This window comes from Streptococcus halotolerans, assembly GCF_001598035.1.
GTDB lineage: Bacteria > Bacillota > Bacilli > Lactobacillales > Streptococcaceae > Streptococcus > Streptococcus halotolerans.
The window spans coordinates 228896-247590 of record NZ_CP014835.1; the positions used below are offsets into that span (position 1 = coordinate 228896).

The 18695-nt window shown below is 38.8% G+C and carries 16 protein-coding genes; all 16 read left to right on the plus strand.

Annotated features, from left to right (window positions below; translation table 11 throughout):
* Positions 1–10 precede the first annotated feature (10 nt).
* Complete coding sequence (locus tag A2G56_RS01085) at positions 11–580, plus strand: phage major tail protein, TP901-1 family (RefSeq protein WP_062707809.1); 570 nt, start codon at positions 11–13, stop codon at positions 578–580.
* Positions 581–656: 76 nt separating this feature from the next.
* Positions 657–1145, plus strand: a complete 489-nt coding sequence (locus tag A2G56_RS01090) for a tail assembly chaperone (protein WP_062707811.1) — start codon at positions 657–659, stop codon at positions 1143–1145.
* Between the two features lie 98 nt (positions 1146–1243).
* Positions 1244–1453: a hypothetical protein gene (locus tag A2G56_RS01095; protein ID WP_237334426.1), complete on the plus strand. Its 210-nt coding sequence runs from the start codon at positions 1244–1246 to the stop codon at positions 1451–1453.
* 15 nt (positions 1454–1468) lie between these two features.
* Complete coding sequence (locus A2G56_RS01100; protein ID WP_062707817.1) at positions 1469–5914, plus strand: tape measure protein; 4446 nt, start codon at positions 1469–1471, stop codon at positions 5912–5914.
* Between the two features lie 9 nt (positions 5915–5923).
* Positions 5924–6766 carry a phage tail domain-containing protein gene (locus A2G56_RS01105; protein ID WP_062707820.1) on the plus strand — a complete coding sequence of 281 codons (843 nt, stop codon included), beginning with the start codon at positions 5924–5926 and terminating at the stop codon, positions 6764–6766.
* A gap of 15 nt (positions 6767–6781) precedes the next feature.
* Complete coding sequence (locus A2G56_RS10030; protein ID WP_062707823.1) at positions 6782–11128, plus strand: gp58-like family protein; 4347 nt, start codon at positions 6782–6784, stop codon at positions 11126–11128.
* A gap of 18 nt (positions 11129–11146) precedes the next feature.
* Entirely contained in the window at positions 11147–11356 is a 210-nt protein-coding gene (locus A2G56_RS01115; protein ID WP_062707826.1) for a hypothetical protein, read from the plus strand.
* A complete protein-coding gene (locus A2G56_RS01120) occupies positions 11353–11895 on the plus strand; it encodes a DUF1366 domain-containing protein (RefSeq protein ID WP_062707828.1) in 543 nt (180 codons plus the stop codon). The genes A2G56_RS01115 and A2G56_RS01120 overlap by 4 nt, the downstream gene beginning before the upstream one ends.
* A 4-nt stretch (positions 11896–11899) precedes the next feature.
* Positions 11900–12067, plus strand: coding sequence for a CD1375 family protein (locus A2G56_RS10730; RefSeq protein ID WP_172793778.1), 168 nt, complete (start codon positions 11900–11902; stop codon positions 12065–12067).
* 37 nt (positions 12068–12104) lie between these two features.
* On the plus strand, positions 12105–12404 hold the full coding sequence (locus A2G56_RS01125) for a hypothetical protein (RefSeq protein WP_062707832.1): 300 nt from the start codon (positions 12105–12107) through the stop codon (positions 12402–12404).
* A gap of 1 nt (position 12405) precedes the next feature.
* A complete protein-coding gene (locus A2G56_RS01130) occupies positions 12406–12660 on the plus strand; it encodes a phage holin (protein ID WP_062707836.1) in 255 nt (84 codons plus the stop codon).
* A 10-nt stretch (positions 12661–12670) separates the two neighbouring features.
* A complete protein-coding gene (locus A2G56_RS01135; RefSeq protein ID WP_062707838.1) occupies positions 12671–13399 on the plus strand; it encodes a CHAP domain-containing protein in 729 nt (242 codons plus the stop codon).
* 135 nt (positions 13400–13534) lie between these two features.
* Positions 13535–14665 carry a Fic family protein gene (locus tag A2G56_RS01140; protein WP_062707842.1) on the plus strand — a complete coding sequence of 377 codons (1131 nt, stop codon included), beginning with the start codon at positions 13535–13537 and terminating at the stop codon, positions 14663–14665.
* Between the two features lie 196 nt (positions 14666–14861).
* Positions 14862–14993 (plus strand): hypothetical protein, encoded by a 132-nt coding sequence (locus A2G56_RS11045; protein ID WP_257721917.1) that lies wholly within the window; start codon positions 14862–14864, stop codon positions 14991–14993.
* Between the two features lie 250 nt (positions 14994–15243).
* Positions 15244–16392: an FtsW/RodA/SpoVE family cell cycle protein gene (locus A2G56_RS01145; RefSeq protein ID WP_062712342.1), complete on the plus strand. Its 1149-nt coding sequence runs from the start codon at positions 15244–15246 to the stop codon at positions 16390–16392.
* A gap of 255 nt (positions 16393–16647) precedes the next feature.
* A complete protein-coding gene (gene gyrB / locus A2G56_RS01150) occupies positions 16648–18600 on the plus strand; it encodes a DNA topoisomerase (ATP-hydrolyzing) subunit B (protein ID WP_062707845.1) in 1953 nt (650 codons plus the stop codon).
* The last annotated feature ends 95 nt before the right edge of the window (positions 18601–18695 follow it).

The window sequence follows — 18695 nt, forward strand, 5'->3', positions numbered from 1 at the left end:
AGAAAATGACATGTCAGTTACAATTACAACTGGTAAACCAATTGTAGGAAGCAAGATTTTTTACTTTATTCAATCTGTGCATGCCAAAATTGGAGATCCAGCGACATTACCAGCGTATCGCACGGACGGTACAACAACTCTCGGCGGAGAATATCTGGATGAGCAGACGCAACAAGGGCGCTTATTAGAGAAATCAACAGATGAGCACACTATTGAGTTAACAACGTATTTTGCACCAACAGATCCATCAGTTAAAACAATTGAAGATGCATCACGTTCTGGTGATAGTATTAAAATTTGGGAAGTCATCGTTGATGAATCAGTGAAGACACAAAATGAGGAACAACTAGATGTGTATCCTGCTAAGTTTGGATATGCTAAAATTGGTGAAATTGAACGTTCTGCAGGAACAACTGATTTTGTAGAGATGAGTTATGAAGCTAATATTGTTGGTGCTTTGAAAGATGGGCAATTTCCATTGACTGAAAAAGAAGTTGCACTGCTAAACTCAGTCTATGATTATCAAAATCCTGGTGAAACTACGGGTGATTACGATTCTATCACCAAACAACAAGATTAATGGTTATTGGATTTAATGGGTACAGGGTAGTAAAACTTACTGCCCTTTTTATTTTTAATTAAAAACGAGGTTACTAATGGAAATTACAGTTAAGAATGCAGTTGCTGATATCACGTTTAATTATGGCATGATGTTTAAAGTTGATAAGGAGATGTCCACAATTAATCCACAAACTGGAGAGCGAAATAATGATGGTGTCGGTGCTTTGTTTACCAAAATTATCAATCGTTCTGATGATGGTCTTGTATCGCTTATTCGTTTGGCTTTGCCAAAATCTGCCAAGAAAGTATCTGAAGAAGATATCGTCTCGGCTATCGGTAATTATATCGAGGAAAAGATGGATAATGATGGACTTGATGAAGCGGAAGCTTATCGTTCTATTTTTGAGGAAGTCAAAACAGAAATGGTAGATTCTGGTTTTTTCAAAGAGAAGATTTCAACCTATATTCAGAATATGGAAAAGGCGTTACGTTACATGGAAGCTCAGGAAGACAACGAGGACAAAGCTCTCCAAGTGGCAGCAACAGAAGAAATTATTGGTACGATGAAAAACGCACTATCTTAACAGAGTGTGCTAGTTTAGGTTTTACTGAGTTAGAAACCATTTATAATTGCAATAAATGGGAATTAGATGCCATTTTAGAAGGGCTTCATCACAAAGTGGTGACAGACAGAGAAAACCTATCTGGTTTAGCTCTTGAATTACGATACACCTTAAATGCTAAAAGCGTTAAAGAATCAAAACTCAGTAAGAGAAAACAACACGATAAGATTGCTCAAATCTTCAATCCCAAGGCTAATCAAGCTCAAGCTAAATCTGATTTAGTTAAGAAGATTGAGCAACTGAATAACCATTTCATGAATAAAAAATAGATAGGAGGTGATGTTGTGGCGGTATTTGATGGGTCTATTTATGCTTATATTGGAGCAGATACTAGAGACTATGAAGCTGCGATGAACAGGTTTGTGTCAGCTACCCAGAGAGGGTTCCAGAAAGCGCAAAATGCTGCTGTTAATAGTTCGAATGCCATTGTACGTATGGTTGGTCAAATCATGTCCCAATTAGCTAATAATGGACAGTCGTTAGGGCAGAGACTTGGCAAAGCTTTTTCGACTGGTGTCAATTTATCTTTGGGACAACTGCAAAGAATGGCAGCTAACATCGGCCAACGTTTACCTGAACCGATAAAGAATGGTTTGCAAAAAATGGTGGGCTATATCCAGCCCGCTTTTAGCAAAATTTCTGCGAGTTTGTCTGGTTTTGCAAATAAGACGAAAATGCAGTTATCAAATGCATTTGATATCGGTAAAATACGGTCACTCTTTGCTAAGTTAGCTTCTAGTACCGATGATTTAACAAGTAGAATATCTGTTAAATTGACCGCTCTTGCTGGGAATTTTAATAGAATTGCTAGTGGTCTGCCTGCTCCTTTTGCATCAGCTTTTACTAAACTTTCTTCGCTAACGTTAACATTTGAAAATAGTATCTATCGTTTAGGAGCGAGACTATCTAATGCTTTAGGTGGTCAAGTCCTAAATCCTGCCTTGCAATCGTGGTCTAGCTTTTTTAGTGGCCTTATATCTAAAGCTAACAGTACAGCAGATAGAATCAGTAATAGTTTTACTGGGAAAATTTTGACTTCTATGACCAGTCTATCAACCAAGATGGCTAGCTCCTTAAGTTCAGGTTTTTCAACTCTTGGATCGAGGGCAACGAGTGCTTTAAATGGCATTAGTAGTAAGTTTGCTAGCGCCAGTTCAGCGGGTCAAAAGTTAGGTAGTACAGTTAAGAGTATCATCTCAGCTTTTAGTTTAATGGCTATTGCTAAAAAAGGCATCGACATGGTTAAAGGTGCGCTGGATGGAGCGATTAGCCGTGTTGATACGATGAATCGTTTCCCTAAAACGATGGCTTTATTTGGCTACTCTGCGGAGCAGTCTAAATCTGCTATAGATAAACTATCTGCTGGTATCGACGGATTGCCTACACCACTTGACAGCGCCGTCAAGAGTGCTCAACAGTTGTCAATTACTACAGGCAGTCTTGATAAAGGAGTTGATTTAGCCCTTGCTTTTAATAATGCCATGATTGGCTACGGGGCAACAACTGAAGGTGCAGAACAGGCGCTTAGACAGTTCAACCAATCCTTAGGTTCAGGTAAAATCCAAGCCGAAGAATTTAATTCTGTCAGTGAAGCGGCACCAGGGTTGATGTCTAAAATGGCTGAATCATTTGGCTTCGGAGCAGATGGAGTACAAGAACTAAAAAGTGCTCTGTCTAGCGGTGAGATTACAGCTCAAGAATTTGCGGACAAGATGATTGAGCTTAATAATGCTCAGGGTGGTTTTGCCCAAATGGCACAAACTTCAGCGGGCGGTATTAGGACAGCGTTTGGTAATTTGCGTACAGCCGTTGTTAAAGGCGTAGCTGATATGATCAGTAAGTTTGATGAAGCTGCTAAGGCAAATGGTCTTAAAACAATTGCTGAAACACTATTATCTTTTAAACCTGCTATTAATGGTGCTTTTAATACTGTTAACGCTTTGATTCCCAACTTGGTTGCAGCCTTTGCTCGTGTCAAAAAAGCTATCAACATTGACTTTTCTGGCTTTACTAATGGTGTTAAGAATGCTTTTGATTTAGTTAATCGAGCGCTTGGCGAATTTGCCAAAACAGGACAGGTTACGCAAGGAACGATTGATCAAATCAAATCTAAGTTGAGTGAAATCGGACCAAAAGCCATTGCAGCATGGGCAATGTTAAATCCTGCAACAGCAATCGCAACCATTCTTCCCTTACTATCTGGACTTGGTAAGATTGGTGTTCTTTTAGGCGGTTTAGGCGCAAAAATTGGCATTTTTGGTGCTCTTTTAGGAAGTGCTTTTAGTGGTGCAGGTGGCTTAATTGGTGCTTTAGCAGGTAAGATGACTGGACTAGTTGGCGTTTTTGGTAGCGCTGCAAGTACAGGTATGTCAGTACTTGGGTCGATGACAACAGCGATGGCTAGTATTGCTAGCATTGCCATGGCAACTATTGGACCAGCAGCTATACTTGGTTTGGTTGTTGCGGGTCTTGGTTTGATTAATAGTCAATTTGGATCACAGATTGATGCAATGCTTAATTTGGTAACTACTAAAGGACCTCAAGTAATACAAAACTTTGTTACCGGAATAGTTTCTGAGTTGCCAGCTCTAATGGCTAGCGGTGCAGATTTGATCGCTAAACTGGCGACAGCCATAGCAACAATGCTACCAGTGATTATCCAAGCAGGAGTAAGCATTATTGGAGGTCTGTTGTCTGGACTTGGACAACAAGCACCATCTATTATTAGTTCAGCACTACAAATTGTAGGATCGTTTATCAGTAGCTTACTGACTGCAATACCTCAGTTGCTTGCGATTGGGATGAGCTTTTTAGCTAACGTTGTTGATGGAATTGTTCAAAACATCCCTCAAATAGTAGCCCAAGCACAAAATATTATTACCAGCTTCACGTCTAGTTTGAGCCAAAACTTGCCGACTATCTTATCAAAAGGTATTGAGATTATTACCAACTTGATAAACGGTATTATGCAGTTGGTTCCTCAGTTGCTACCAATTGCAGGGCAAGCTATTTCCAGTTTTATTCAAGGAATTGTTTCGGCACTCCCACAGTTGCTTCAAGGTGGCATTCAGATAATTGTATCCTTGGTTCAAGGGATTATCTCGAATTTGCCAACGATTGTTCAGACAGCAATGTCTATTTTGCAATCGTTCGTGAGTGGACTAATGCAAGCTATACCGCAATTAATAAGTGCAGGTATTCAGCTTATTGCTCAATTAGCAATGGCGCTCATCCTAGGATTACCTCAAATTATCCAAGCAGGTATCCAGTTGATTATGGGGCTTGGTCAAGCGATGTTGGGTGCGATTCCTAGCGCACTTTCTGGTGTTTGGGATGGTATAAAGAGTGGTTTCAAAGGAGCTTTTGACTTTATAACGGGTAAGAGTAGTGAAACAACTGCTAAGGTTAGCGCAGATACAACGTCGGCAGCTGCAACAGTTAATACAACCACTTCGACTATGGCATCAAATGTCGGGTTGAATATGCAAACATTAAGTAATAATGTTTCTGCTAACATGACGAATGCTAATACTAACGCTACCACTCAAGCTCAAAGTATGGCAACTAATGTCAATGCGTCTGCGGCTAATATGTCTTTGTCTGCTCAGAATCAAACGTCAGCTTTAGCAACTGGTGTTGGGGCGAATATGGGTCTTGCTAACACTAACGCGGTAACACAAGCACAAGATATGGCAGCTGGCGTTAACACTGCAGCATCAAATATGAGCTTTGATGCTGTCGCTCAAGCACTTAGTTTATCAACTGGTGTTGGCACTAACATGGCAACTGCGAACTCGACAGCTACGTCTCAAGCAAGTGCTATGAATAGTGGGGTAAGTGGTAATATCTCCACAATGGCCAATAGCGCTAAAGGTTCTATGTCAGGATTGTCTAACAATGTGACATCAGAAATGAATAAAGCAGCAAGTTCGGCGAACTCAAGTGCTAATAAAATGGCTTCGTCTATCCAGAGTGCATTTAACAAAGCTAAATCAACTGCGCAATCAGCTATGAATGGGTTGAGCAGCACAGTACAATCTGGATTTAATAAGATTTCATCAACGGTTCAATCTCAAACTAATAAGATGAATAGCACAATGACATCAGCGTTCAATCGTATGAAGTCAAATGCTCAATCAGCTATGAACGCATTGAGTTCTTCTATTAGCTCTGGCATGAATAGAGCTGTTTCTGTGGCGACAAGTGCTGGCAATCGTATTGTTTCTATTTTTAGAAATTTAGTTGGTCAAATGACATCAGCCGGTGTTATGGCTGGCTCAGGTTTTGCCAATGGACTAGCTAGTTCTGCTGGAAGAATTTATGCTATCGCCAATTCAATAGCAAGTAATGTCGCTGCTACTATTCGGCGCGCTTTAGACATTCACTCACCATCACGAGTTACAACAGCTTTGGGTGGATTCACGGGAGAAGGATTTTACAATGGTATGGCCAGTTGGATGAGTGCTATCAACGATATGGGTAATGATTACGCTAACGCAGTCACTGATCAAAAATATGGTGTAAAAAGTGAGATTATAACCTCGGCACATGTAAGTAACCAAGGTGTCTCATCTTCAATTGATGCATTATCTGATGAGGTACGAAATACAACAATAAAAGAACCGATATTTGAAGTTCACAACGAAATTGTCGGCGATGAAATCTATACAAGTGTTAAAGAAAAAGAATCTAGGGAACAAACTAAAGATTCTTATTTTATTTATAACTAAGGAGGAAACATGGATCTACTAATTGAAAAAGGTTCGGAGGCTGTGAAACTCTCTGAGCTTGGTCTTTATAATATCGCAATAGCTGAATCATCTTCCTCTACAAGCTTGTCTAGGCGAAATGTTAAAGGCCGTAATGGTTTTATTTTTGACGGAGTCACTTTTGATGACAAAACAATCAGTGTATCAGCACGTATTGCAGTGGAAAACTTACAAGCCTATTATCAAAAGATTGATGACCTTAGAGGTTTTTTATATAATGCTGAACCATTTTATATTACGAAAATGGTGTCGACTAATGCAGATTTATATGATTTTGAATTACCTGGTCAAAAGGAAGGTGATTTTTTAAATCAGAAAGTTGTTTTAACTAAATGGCATTATCGTCATAAAGTTGTCATGGACGATGATATTGGCTTTTCATTTATGGGCAAAAGTTCTCAAGGTCTTAAATATAATGTTTCGTTTAAATTCATCACGGTTGAATTACCTTATGGTGAAACGATCCCTAAAACCATGACACTGTCAGGAGGTACAGTCCCATATGCAGGTACAGCCAAATTAAGTCAATTGGAATGGCCCTTTGTCGTAGAAATGATCTCTTCAGGTAACCAAGCGGGCTTTTATTTAGAAATCGATGGAAGACGATTTACTTATACTCAGATTGGGGATCTTAATTCTGGCGATACATTTAGATTGACAGGAATTGAAACCCGTAAAAATGGCTCAGTTGTCAATAATAAGACCAATTATGCTTATTTTGAATTAACACCCAAAAGGAGCGGAACGGTGAAATATGAAACTAATTTCAACGGAACGATCAAGTTGTTAAACTTTGTTGAATTATATCAATAGAAAGGAGAGCGTTATTTGTACACATTTTTAGATCAATTCGACAACGAATATGGCGCAATCGCAACGATTGAGGTTACAAATGCTGTTAACGGCGAGAGGTCAATCAAAGGTGACATTTATTCTAACGATACAGTTCTTAATAACTTAGATAAAGGTTGGCGCTTGCGGTTCCAAGATGAGTATTTTGTCATTGTATACGCTAAACCCAAGGATCTTGGAGACAAGATTCAATTATCATTTGATGCAGTTCATCAGTTCTTTTGGGATTTTTCGAAAAAGGTCGCCAATGAACAGTTGAAGGATGGTTCGCATACATTTGAAACGTATTTAAATTTTATCTTTAAGGATACTGATTATCGCTTTAATTTAGAAGAAAATGTAAAAGCTTTTGAAAAACAATCGTTTGGATACAAATCTAAATTAGCATTATTCAACGATATTATTTCTGCCTCTGGTCTAGAGTTCCAAGTAAATGGTAAGGTTGTGAGAATCCTAGAAAAAACTGGGACAGACTTATCAACAGTTGTTCGAAAAAACTTCAACATGAATGAATTAACCATCGAAAAGCATATCGATGGTTTTATTACTTATCAAAAGGGTTTTGGAAAATGGCATGATCCTGATGATCATAGTAAAGGTCGGCTTGAGGTTGAATATGAATCCCCATTAGCTAAAGAATTTGGTCGTTTGGAAGGGGAACCTGTTGTTGATGAGAGATACACTGATACTAAATCTTTATTGTCTAGAGTCCGCCAGAATGTAGAGGACTCTTATATCATATCTGTCCAAATTGATCTTGAAGATTTAACACGAGCTGATTATCATTACAAACAGCCTATCGCTGGTGACTATATTATGGCTATTAACGAAACACTAGGTTTTCAAGAGAAACTCCGCATCGTTTCGTTCACTAGCCAGTATGATTCTAAAGGAACTTTGATTTCTCACAAAGTCACTTGTAATGATTTAGGGTCAGTTAAAAAACAATCAACGTCGTATACAAAGTTATCTAAGTCAGTTACTGCAGCTAATGAACAAGTTCAGGGAGCTTTAATCACAGCTAACAAAGCTTTGGTAACCGCAGATGGTAAAAACACCGCTTATTTTGGGACAGAGTTTCCTCTTGATAATCCAAAAGGAAGTTTAACCAAAGGTGATATTTTTTACCGAAAAGTCGGCGATAGAACTTTGATGTATTTTTGGAATGGCAGTGACTGGGAAGATAACCCTGTTTTAAATGATGTTGAATCTTTTAAAAGGGATATTGACTCTCAATTTAAAACAGTAACCGAAACCATGCAACGCAATGATGCTGAGCATCAAAAAGGCATTGATGATTTGCTTGCAAAAGCTGGGGTTAATAAATCGTTGGCTGAAGAAGCTAAGCGGATTGGTAACCAGGCTAAGCTGGATGCTGCTAATGCTTTATCAAAGGCTTTAGATTATAAAAACGAAGCTATTACAGAAGCGCAGAGGCTAGACACAGTTGAGAGAGAAGCAACAGAGACTAAGCTGGCAACTGCTAAAAGCCAAGCTGTGGCAGAAGCTAACAAGCTAGTTGAGACAGCCAAGAGCCTCTTAAACGATCAGGTTTCTGGAGTTTCAACTGACCTGAACCAAACCAAGGAAGCAATCAAGCTACTAGCTACTAAGACCTCCGTCGACGATTTGACAGGTCGTATTTCATCCGCTGAATCTAGTTTGAAAGTCCAAGCTAATCAGATTGCTAGTCGTGTCAAGACAAGCGATTTTGACCAAGCTAAAGAACGGTTGAGCACTGCTGAGAGTTCTATCACTCAGTTGGGTAATCGGATTACGACTGAGATTAGTGAGACGGTGGCGAAGATACCAAGTGAGATAGGAACAAGGAATTATTTCAGAGGGTATAAGTACAATGAGGAAATAACTTTGAATAGCTACCAAGGTGTAGGTAGTTTTACTCAATTTTATGACCGAATCACTTATAATCTATCTGAATCGGACGGGAAAACCTTCACAATTTCGTTCGAGGCTATCTCTCCAAATGGAGAAACTCCATTGGAAATATATAATCGCAATGAAAATCCTCAATATTTCAATTTTGCATCAAGAAGAATCGGGATAATAGGAAATACGTGGCATAAGTTTACTAGGACAGTAACTGTTTCCACACAAACTATTTCCAACTCAACTAATTCCAACAGGCTTGAGATCTACGCTCCAAGTAAAACAGGTGTCAAAGTTCGTAATATCAAAGTTGAATTGGGCGATGTTGCAACAGACTGGTCCCCAGCTCCTGAAGATATGGTATCAGAGATTGAGAATGTCAAAACAACTATTACCCAAACTGCTGAAGGTCAAGAACAGTTATCAACCAGACTGACAGAAACACAGGGTAAAGTAAGTAGTGCTGAAACTAAAATTACCCAGCTTATCGGCAATGTCAGTTCGAAAGTTAGTCAAACTGATTTTGATAATGTTAAGAAAATCATACAAAATAATAGTACATCTATCACTCAAAATCAAAATGCTATCAACCTTAAAGCTGATAAAACTGTCACAGATAGACTTGCTCAATCTGTCGAACAAACAAAAGCAGATTTGAAGATTACATCTGATGCGGTTGCAACTAAGGTATCCAAGTCAGATTTTGATGCAACCACCCAACGATTAAATAGTGCTGAAACAATCATTCAGGCTCAGGCTGGTCAAATCGAACAGAGATTAACAAGAACGCAAGTAGAGCAAGCTATTACGTCTAAAGGATATGCAACAAATACCACCGTCCAAAATCTCGTCAAAGAAACGACAGATGGTTTTGAGAGGAAAATCAGCCGTGTAGAAAGCAAAATACCGACAGATTATGACAATCAAAATCTTTGGATAAAATCAAAATCTAGTGGCTATTCGGCAGTAGAAAAATTGCCAGATAATCACATTACTCAGCAATCAGAGTGTTACAGACTAAATAACGGAACACAGCTAATTTTTAACATCGAACCAGAATACAGTGCTAGGCTTTATCGAAAAGTTACATTTAGCGCTTGGGTTAAATACAGCGATGTCGTTCGAGGTGATAATTTTTGGAATGTATTTAATTGCTTCAAGCACGTTATATATCGTAGAAATAGTAAGACTGGCGCAGAATCATCTGTTGATTATACTACTCCCCGATCGTTTGAAGGGACGTCTGACTGGAAGTATATAAGCTTTACCCTTGATTACTCCACACAAACACAGTATGACCAACTAAAAACAAGTTTGGCTTTCAGAATGGAAAATGCAGCAAGTGGAACAGCGTGGGTCACTGGTGTAAAGGTTGAGATAGGAGATAGAGCAACTAGATACAGTCTGGCTGTAGAAGATACGATTACCGTAACAGAATTTAACGAAGTCAAAGATACAGTTGACAGTCATACTCGTACCATAGGCGATATGCGAGGTAATATTGGGTCTGTCGCTATGACAGCTAGCGGATTGCTGGCTCGGGTAAGTAGTGCAGAGACAGACTTAAGTACAGTACAGTCTCAACTTGCTGGCTCGTGGGCAGTACGTAATCTGACTAGTTCCGGAACGGTGCTTAATCAATTAAATTTAAACCGTGATGGGTCTGTAAAGATTGACGGTAAATTAGTCCAAATCACTGGAACCACCTATATCCAAGATGGTGTTATTACATCTGCTAAAATAGCTAACTTGGATGCGGCTAAGATAACCACTGGAACACTCAACGCAGCCAATGTCAATATCGTCAATCTCAATGCTAATAAGCTGGTTGGACTTGACGCAAACTTTATCAGATCCAAAATCGAATTGGCAATGATCGACTGGATGAAAGGTAAGACAATCACAGCGCAAAACAATGCCATGAGAATTAATCTTAATGATGGGCAACTATTGTATTACACTGATCAAGCTGCTATGAAACGGGTTTTGGACGGTTATCCAAATCAGTTCGTTAAATTTGCGACAGGTGAAGTTACTGGAAAAGGACGAGCTGGCGTAACTGTTATTGGCTCAAATCGCTATGGCACTGAGTCGTCTGACGACGGTGGGTTTGTAGGTATTCGTGCTTGGAACGGAAGCATCATTGATAAGATTGATGTTGTTGGCGATAAAGTACATCTTGCAAGCTCTGCATTTGAATCAGCGGATGGTTGGGAAGTTATCACATTGCCTAATAAACTAACGATAGATGCTTATAACATCAATCATCGTGTGTCATCAAGAGTAAAAGTAGGAGACGTTTGGCTATGGAAAAATAGCACAACTTATTCTAGTGTTAAGGACACGCTTAATTTGATTATTGATAATCTAGTGATACTACATAATAACAAAACGACAGCAAAAGATTATAGTTACACCTTGCCAGGCAAAATTTAAATTTAGGAGACAAAAAATATGAATGAAAACATCCAATCAAAACTAGCCATTGAAATTGCGAGTAAGTCTATTACAATCGCTACTTTAGAGAGTCAAAACGAAGAATTGCAATCGCAGCTTAATCAGTACATGACGAAGTCACAAAGTGATGATGAGTTGATCAAAGAGTTGAAAAATAAGTTGAACGAATCTGACATTGACAGCGAAGTTTTGGAGGAAGACGAATGAGAGCTTGGAACGTTGTAGGAAAATATCCCGTTTATGATGATGGCGGGGAAATAACGCATACCGAAATTGCTATTGCCTCAACAACTGGTGGCTATGCGACATATACCGAACGTGTTGTCGGCAATCACATAGATAAAGCAGAAGTGGAACTGGTGGAACTTTGTCGTGAGGCACATTTTAAGTCCGAATATGCTAATCGGGCTATGGCTGAGAGCGTGCAAAAAATTGACGAAATGGAAACAATTGTCAAAGATGCCAAGCAATTTATGACCGAGTCTACCAAAAAATTCGAAAACATGCAGACAGCTCAGTCAGAACTTGTTGAGCGATTGAGCAAGGCAGAAGAAGAACGAAATAGTCGATTTAGTGCTATTGAAGGCAAGTTCCAGATCCTGAATGGATCCATGATGGAGATGTTGACTGAGTTTTACGCCAACGCGGAAGAGAGCGAGGTCATAGAAGATGAAAATATTGAAAACACTGATAAGGTCGGCGGTAGCGACAATTCTACCGATAACTCAGAAACAGAAAAGGAGTAATAACATGATGGTATTATTAATAGCAATGAATATTGTAGACGAACACTTTGATTTTTCGTTTAAAGACGTTCCGCGCATCTTTAAGAAGCGTGTCAAAGCTCAACTTGAACTTATGGGACATCCCGAACTGGCAGATGATAATGTTATTAATTTTGTGCCTAAAGAGGGATAAGATTTGCCAATAAACATGCAGAAAGGTTGGTGAGTATTTGACAGTAGAAGAATTAGTACGCATTTTAGGAGCGGTGCTTGGTGTTGTCTTATCTATTGCTAGTGTCTGGGGGTTGATTGTCAGCCCCTTTAAGTCTGCCCTCAAGCGCAATGATGAGACCATGCTAAGCCTGCAAGACACTATCAAAGAATTGGCTTTTGAACTCAAAGAATCCCAAAAAGATCGCGAGAGTATCCATAAGCAACTGGACAGGCACGATGAGCGTATAGGAAAGAACGAAGATGCGATTATCGTCAATAACGAACGCATCTCTACTTTATTCAAAGAAAGGAAATAACATGGAAATTAACTGGAAATTACGACTTAAAAATAAAAACTTTTGGCTATCAGCCATTCCAGCGGCCTTGTTGGTTGCTCAAGCTTTTGCGGCTATCTTTGGTTATACGTTAGAGGTCGATGACTTTGGCGCTAAGTTGTTGGTGTTTGTCAATGCCGTATTTGCGCTATTAACCATTACAGGTATTGTCAACGACCCAACCACCACTGGTTTAAATGACAGCTCACGAGCTATGTCTTACCGTGAGCCTAAATAGGAGGTGCTAGATGACAACAGCAAACGAAGTCGTCAGTTGGGCAAAAAACCTCGCTAATCAAGGCGGCGGTGTGGATTACGACCACGCCTACGGCACCCAATGCGTTGACCTCCCTAACTGGATTTTAGGCAAGTTTTTTGGTAAGTCCATTTGGGGAAATGCCATTGATTTATTAACAAGCGCTAAGCAAGCGGGATATATCGTGATCAACGATGCGACCGGTGTTAATCCTAAGGCAGGGGATCTATTTGTCATGCGGACTTATGCTCATCCATATGGCCATACTGGTCTCGTTATCGCCGATAGCGACGGGCATACTCTCAAAACTATCGAGCAAAACGTGGATGGTAACGCCGATGCGCTTGTTATCGGTGGTCCTGCTCGCTATGTAACGCGTCAATTTAATCAATGGGACGGTAAGGTCATCGGCTGGATTCGTCCGCCATACAGTAATACAAGTGCACCAAAAGCAACGCTAGCGACTGCTGGCAAACTTAAAGACGAGCGAGCAACCTTTACCGTAAATGTATCACTATTAAACGTCCGTGATAAACCATCCGTTAAAGGTAATATTGTAGCGCAATATGGTAAAGGCATGTCACTTAACTATGACAGCGTCTACGTCGCTGATGGTTATATCTGGGTATCGTACATCTCACGCACTGGAGCACGTCGCTATATCGCTTGCGGAGTCGCACAAGGTAATCGCAACATAGCGCCTTATGGCACGTTTAAATAAAATAGATTAATCGTAATTAAGACAAACCCTCGCTGATGCGGGGGTTTTTATTTTTGTTATATTTTTTGTTGAAATATGTAATATAAAACATTATAATATATTTAATTTGAAAAAATATATTAAAGGAGATGGGAGATGGCTATTCAAGGTATAGATAAACTTCCTGTAAAATTGACAGAAAAAGAAGCTGTAATGCTCTACAAGAAGTTAGCAGAAGTTAATAAAGTTCTTGGTAAATTAGATGCTGTTCTGTCCTCTTCGATTATCAATACATCTATTTTAAGTTTGTTATCCTACAATGAATCAGTTCAGTCAACAAGAATTGAAGGGACGCAGGTAACTTTCCATGAAATCATGGAGACGACTAGAAGCGGTGCTAAAAATTGGCAACAAAGAGAAGTTTTCAATTACAAAGAAGCTATTGATGACGGTTTTAAAGCTATTCGCGAGGGCGACGCTATAAGTACACGCTTATTGAAAAAATTACATAAGACCTTGATGTCAGACGAAGCTAGAGGTACAACCGCAAACGGAGGGGAGTTTCGAAAAATCCAAAACTTTATAGGTCCAGATGATAAAATTGAACATGCTTCGTATATACCAATAGGAGCTAATGAAATTGCTGAGTATATGACTAATTTAGAGTTTTTTGCCAATGGCGAAGCTCATTCAAGTTTAACGCAAGGCTTGGAAATTGATTCTGAGTATGTTAATTATGACAGTGATGCTCTATTGCGAATAGCAGTAGTTCATGCACAGTTTGAATCTATTCATCCATTTTTAGATGGTAACGGTAGATTAGGTCGTATTTTGATTGCCTTGATGGCAGTAAAAGAAAATCTTCTCGATTATCCTGTATTTTTTGTTAGTGAGGAGTTAGAGAAAGAAAGAATCAGATACTATAATGCCTTAAATGCTGTCAGAGGAGAAGAACCAGATTGGATTCCATGGTTAACCTTATTTCTAAATGCTAGTGAACAGATGGCAAAGAACATTCTAAGAAAAATAAATAATGCAGACAGTCATGCAAAATCAGGATTACAAAAATGCCATTCTCAGGCTCAAAAGGATGTTTGGTTAAGTACCTTTAATCTTCCTATTGCAACTCCTAAGCAATTGGCTGATTTAACTGGATATCATCCTGCAACAGTAAAGAAATCGCTCGACAAGCTTGTTGAAAACGGGTTATTAGATAGGGATAATACAGTTAAAAGAAATATTCCTTACTATAACTATGAGTTACTTAGAGTTATTTCCAACTTTTAGTACTTCCGTGAAAATAAAAAAAGGGGGCAAAAAAGGGGCAAAAAGAGTTCAAAAGTGATTTAAATCGACCTTTTTACCAAACGTTTTTCCTTGTAAATTCCGTTTTCTACCTTTATAATATGTTTTAGATACTGTTTATTAAGTCCGGCAGGGGACATGACCTCTTATGATAGTAAGTGGAAAGAAAGGAAGTTTTATGTTAAAAAAAGATACGTTAAAAACAAAAGAGAAGCGTCAATCATTTAAAGTGATGGATGTTGTTAAACTGATCGCCTTACTTATTCCAGTTGTTCAATTATTACGTCAAATGAAAAAGGGACGAAAGTAATGTGATGGCATAGAACCGGCAATAACCTTGTCGGTTTTTTGATATGACTTTTTTTAAAAAGTTATCGTCTTTTACATTAGTTAATTTTTGAGATTTTGAAAGCGACTTTTATTAGCATTGTTCTGTGTAAATTTGCTCCAAAACTAAAAATTCATGATATAATGAAAAGCACTTTAAGTAAAAAGAGGTTTACTAAAACTTGAAACACGCATTTAATAGACGGGTTGATTTTATCTTAATCATACCTGTTATGTTATTACTAGTAGTTGGCTTTGTTTCCATATATATTGCCACAAGCAATGATTATCCTGACAAGGTTACTCAAGTCATGCTGCAACAGGGAGCTTGGGTGATCATTGGATTGATGTTTGCCTTTGTCGTCATGCTATTCAATACCGAGTTTCTCTGGAAGATTAGCCCTTTTTTATATTTGCTTGGATTAGGGCTGATGGTTTTACCCTTGTTTTTTTATAGTTCCTCACTAGTAGAATCTACTGGGGCTAAAAACTGGATTACAATTGGTAATACTACCTTATTTCAACCGTCAGAATTTATGAAAATTGCTTATATCTTACTATTGGCAGAATCAGCCTTGTGGTTTCATGAGCGTTATCTAGAGCAAACTATTAAACGTGATTTGCAATTACTAGCTGTCTTTTTAGTGGTTACCATTCCAGTTTTGATTTTGCTTGGTTTGCAAAAAGATTTTGGAACAGCCATGGTCTTTTTATCTATTTTAGTTGGGATGAGTTTTTTATCAGGTGTTAGTTGGAAAATTGTGTTAAGTGTCTTTCTGACTACCTTAGTGTCCTTATTGATTTTTCTCTTAGTTTTTTTATGGGAACCAGGTCGTGAATTTTTATACCACATGGGAATGGATACCTATCAAATTAACCGAATATCTGCTTGGTTAAAACCATTTGATTTTGCAACAAGTATTGCTTACCAACAAACCCAAGGCATGTTATCTATCGGAAGCGGCGGTGTCCTTGGCAAAGGGTTTGGCGTTCTTGAATTATCAGTACCTGTCAGAGAGAGTGATATGATTTTTACTGTCATTGCTGAAGACTTTGGCTTCCTTGGTGCAGCGGTTACTCTAGCACTTTATTTAGTACTTATTTACCGCATGATTATCATTACATTAGAGTCTAACAATCAATTTTATACCTATATTTCTGCTGGCTTTATCATGATGATTCTCTTTCATATTTTTGAAAATATTGGAGCAGCAATTGGTATTCTCCCACTAACAGGAATCCCGTTACCGTTTATTTCACAGGGAGGTAGTTCACTTATTTCTAACTTAATTGGTGTTGGTCTTGTCTTGTCAATGGCTTATCAAAATCAACGTCAGAAGGAAGAAGCGAGAGAAGAGCGCTATAGCAAGCTTACAAATTGATCATTGTTGACTTCATGTGAAAGAAATGCAGGATTGCCAAAATTAAGACTTAAAAACTAAGAAACTTTTTTGAGAAGCTGATAGCCTATTAGCTTCTTTTTTCTTGCTAAAAATACGGTAAAATAGTAAGAATTATGATATAATGTAAGGTATGGTTGCTTGTCTGTGGTTATTCTAATATCATGCTTAAGATGAGCAAAAAAACGTTGTAAAACAAGCAATTGGACTTATTCATAATAACAGAAAGAGTAGCAAATGACTGAAGAATTAAAAGACTTGCAAAATAAAGCCAACGAATATGATGCTAGTCAAATCCAAGTTTTAGAAGGATTGGAAGCTGTCCGTATGCGTCCAGGGATGTATATTGGTTCAACATCAAAAGAAGGACTTCATCACCTTGTTTGGGAAATTGTGGATAATTCTATTGATGAAGCCTTGGCAGGATTTGCTAGTCACATTGAAGTTTTTATCGAACCAGATAACTCGATTACCGTCGTCGATGATGGTCGTGGTATTCCTGTTGATATCCAAGAAAAAACAGGTCGTCCAGCTGTTGAAACGGTCTTTACGATTCTTCACGCGGGTGGAAAATTTGGCGGTGGTGGCTATAAAGTTTCTGGTGGCCTCCATGGTGTTGGATCGTCTGTTGTTAATGCCTTATCTGAGCAGCTGGATGTTAAAGTTCATAAAAATGGTCAAATTCATTATCAAGAATACCGTCGTGGTGTGGTGGTCGATGATTTAGCTGTTATTGGTGAAACTGATTTACAAGGAACGACTGTTCACTTTACACCAGACCCAACAATTTTCACAGAAACAACCGAGTTTGATTATGCGAAATTAGCGAAACGCGTTCAAGAGTTAGCCTTTTTGAACAAGGGTCTACGTATTTCTATTACAGATAAACGTGAAGGTATGGAAACGAGTAAGGAATACCATTATGAAGGTGGTATTTCGAGCTATGTAGAGTATATTAACGAGAACAAAGAGACCATTTTTGACACGCCAATCTTTACTGATGGGAAAATGGATGGTATCACTGTTGAAGTTGCTATGCAATACACAACGTCATACCACGAAACAATCATGAGCTTTGCGAACAATATTCATACTCATGAAGGCGGAACACATGAGCAAGGTTTCCGGACAGCTTTGACGCGTGTTATTAACGATTACGCTCGTCACAATAATATTCTTAAAGAAAAAGACGATAATTTGACTGGAGATGATGTCCGTGAAGGATTGACAGCTATCATTTCTGTTAAACATCCCAACCCTCAGTTTGAAGGCCAAACCAAGACAAAACTTGGAAACTCTGAAGTGGTAAAAATCACTAACCGTCTCTTCAGTGAAGCTTTTAACCGTTTCTTACTAGAAAACCCACAAGTTGCTCGTAAAATTGTGGAAAAGGGAATTTTGGCGTCTAAGGCTCGCATTGCGGCAAAACGCGCGCGTGAAGTAACCCGTAAAAAATCTGGTTTGGAGATTTCTAACTTGCCTGGTAAGTTAGCAGACTGTTCTTCCAATAACGCTAGTCAAAATGAACTGTTCATTGTTGAGGGGGACTCCGCTGGTGGTTCTGCTAAATCGGGTCGAAATCGTGAATTTCAAGCGATCCTACCAATCCGTGGTAAAATTCTTAATGTTGAAAAAGCAACGATGGATAAAATTTTAGCCAACGAAGAAATTCGAAGTCTTTTTACAGCTATGGGAACTGGTTTTGGCGCAGAATTTGATGTTTCAAAAGCTCGTTACCACAAATTGGTCATCATGACTGATGCAGATGTGGACGGTGCCCATATTCGGACCTTATTATTAACTTTGATATATCGCTTTATGCGCCCAGTGCTGGAAGCAGGATATGTTTATATTGCTCAACCACCAATTTACGGTGTAAAAGTTGGTAGTGATATCAAGGCTTACATCCAACCAGGTGTTAATCAGGAAGAGGAATTAAAACAGGCGTTGGCTGAACATAGTCAAGGACGCTCAAAACCTTCTGTCCAACGTTACAAAGGTCTTGGTGAGATGGATGATCATCAACTCTGGGAAACAACAATGGACCCTGAAAATCGCCTCATGGCACAGGTTTCAGTTGATGATGCTGCAGAAGCAGATAAGATTTTTGATATGCTAATGGGCGATCGTGTCGAACCTCGTCGTGAGTTTATCGAAGAAAATGCTGTTTACAGTACGCTTGATATCTAGGTGATGCCCTAGTAAAAAAGAGGTGCAGAGAGCTTTTAAGTATGATATAATCGTTATGCTAAAATGCTTATAAAAGGAAGACTACTAAGGAGAAA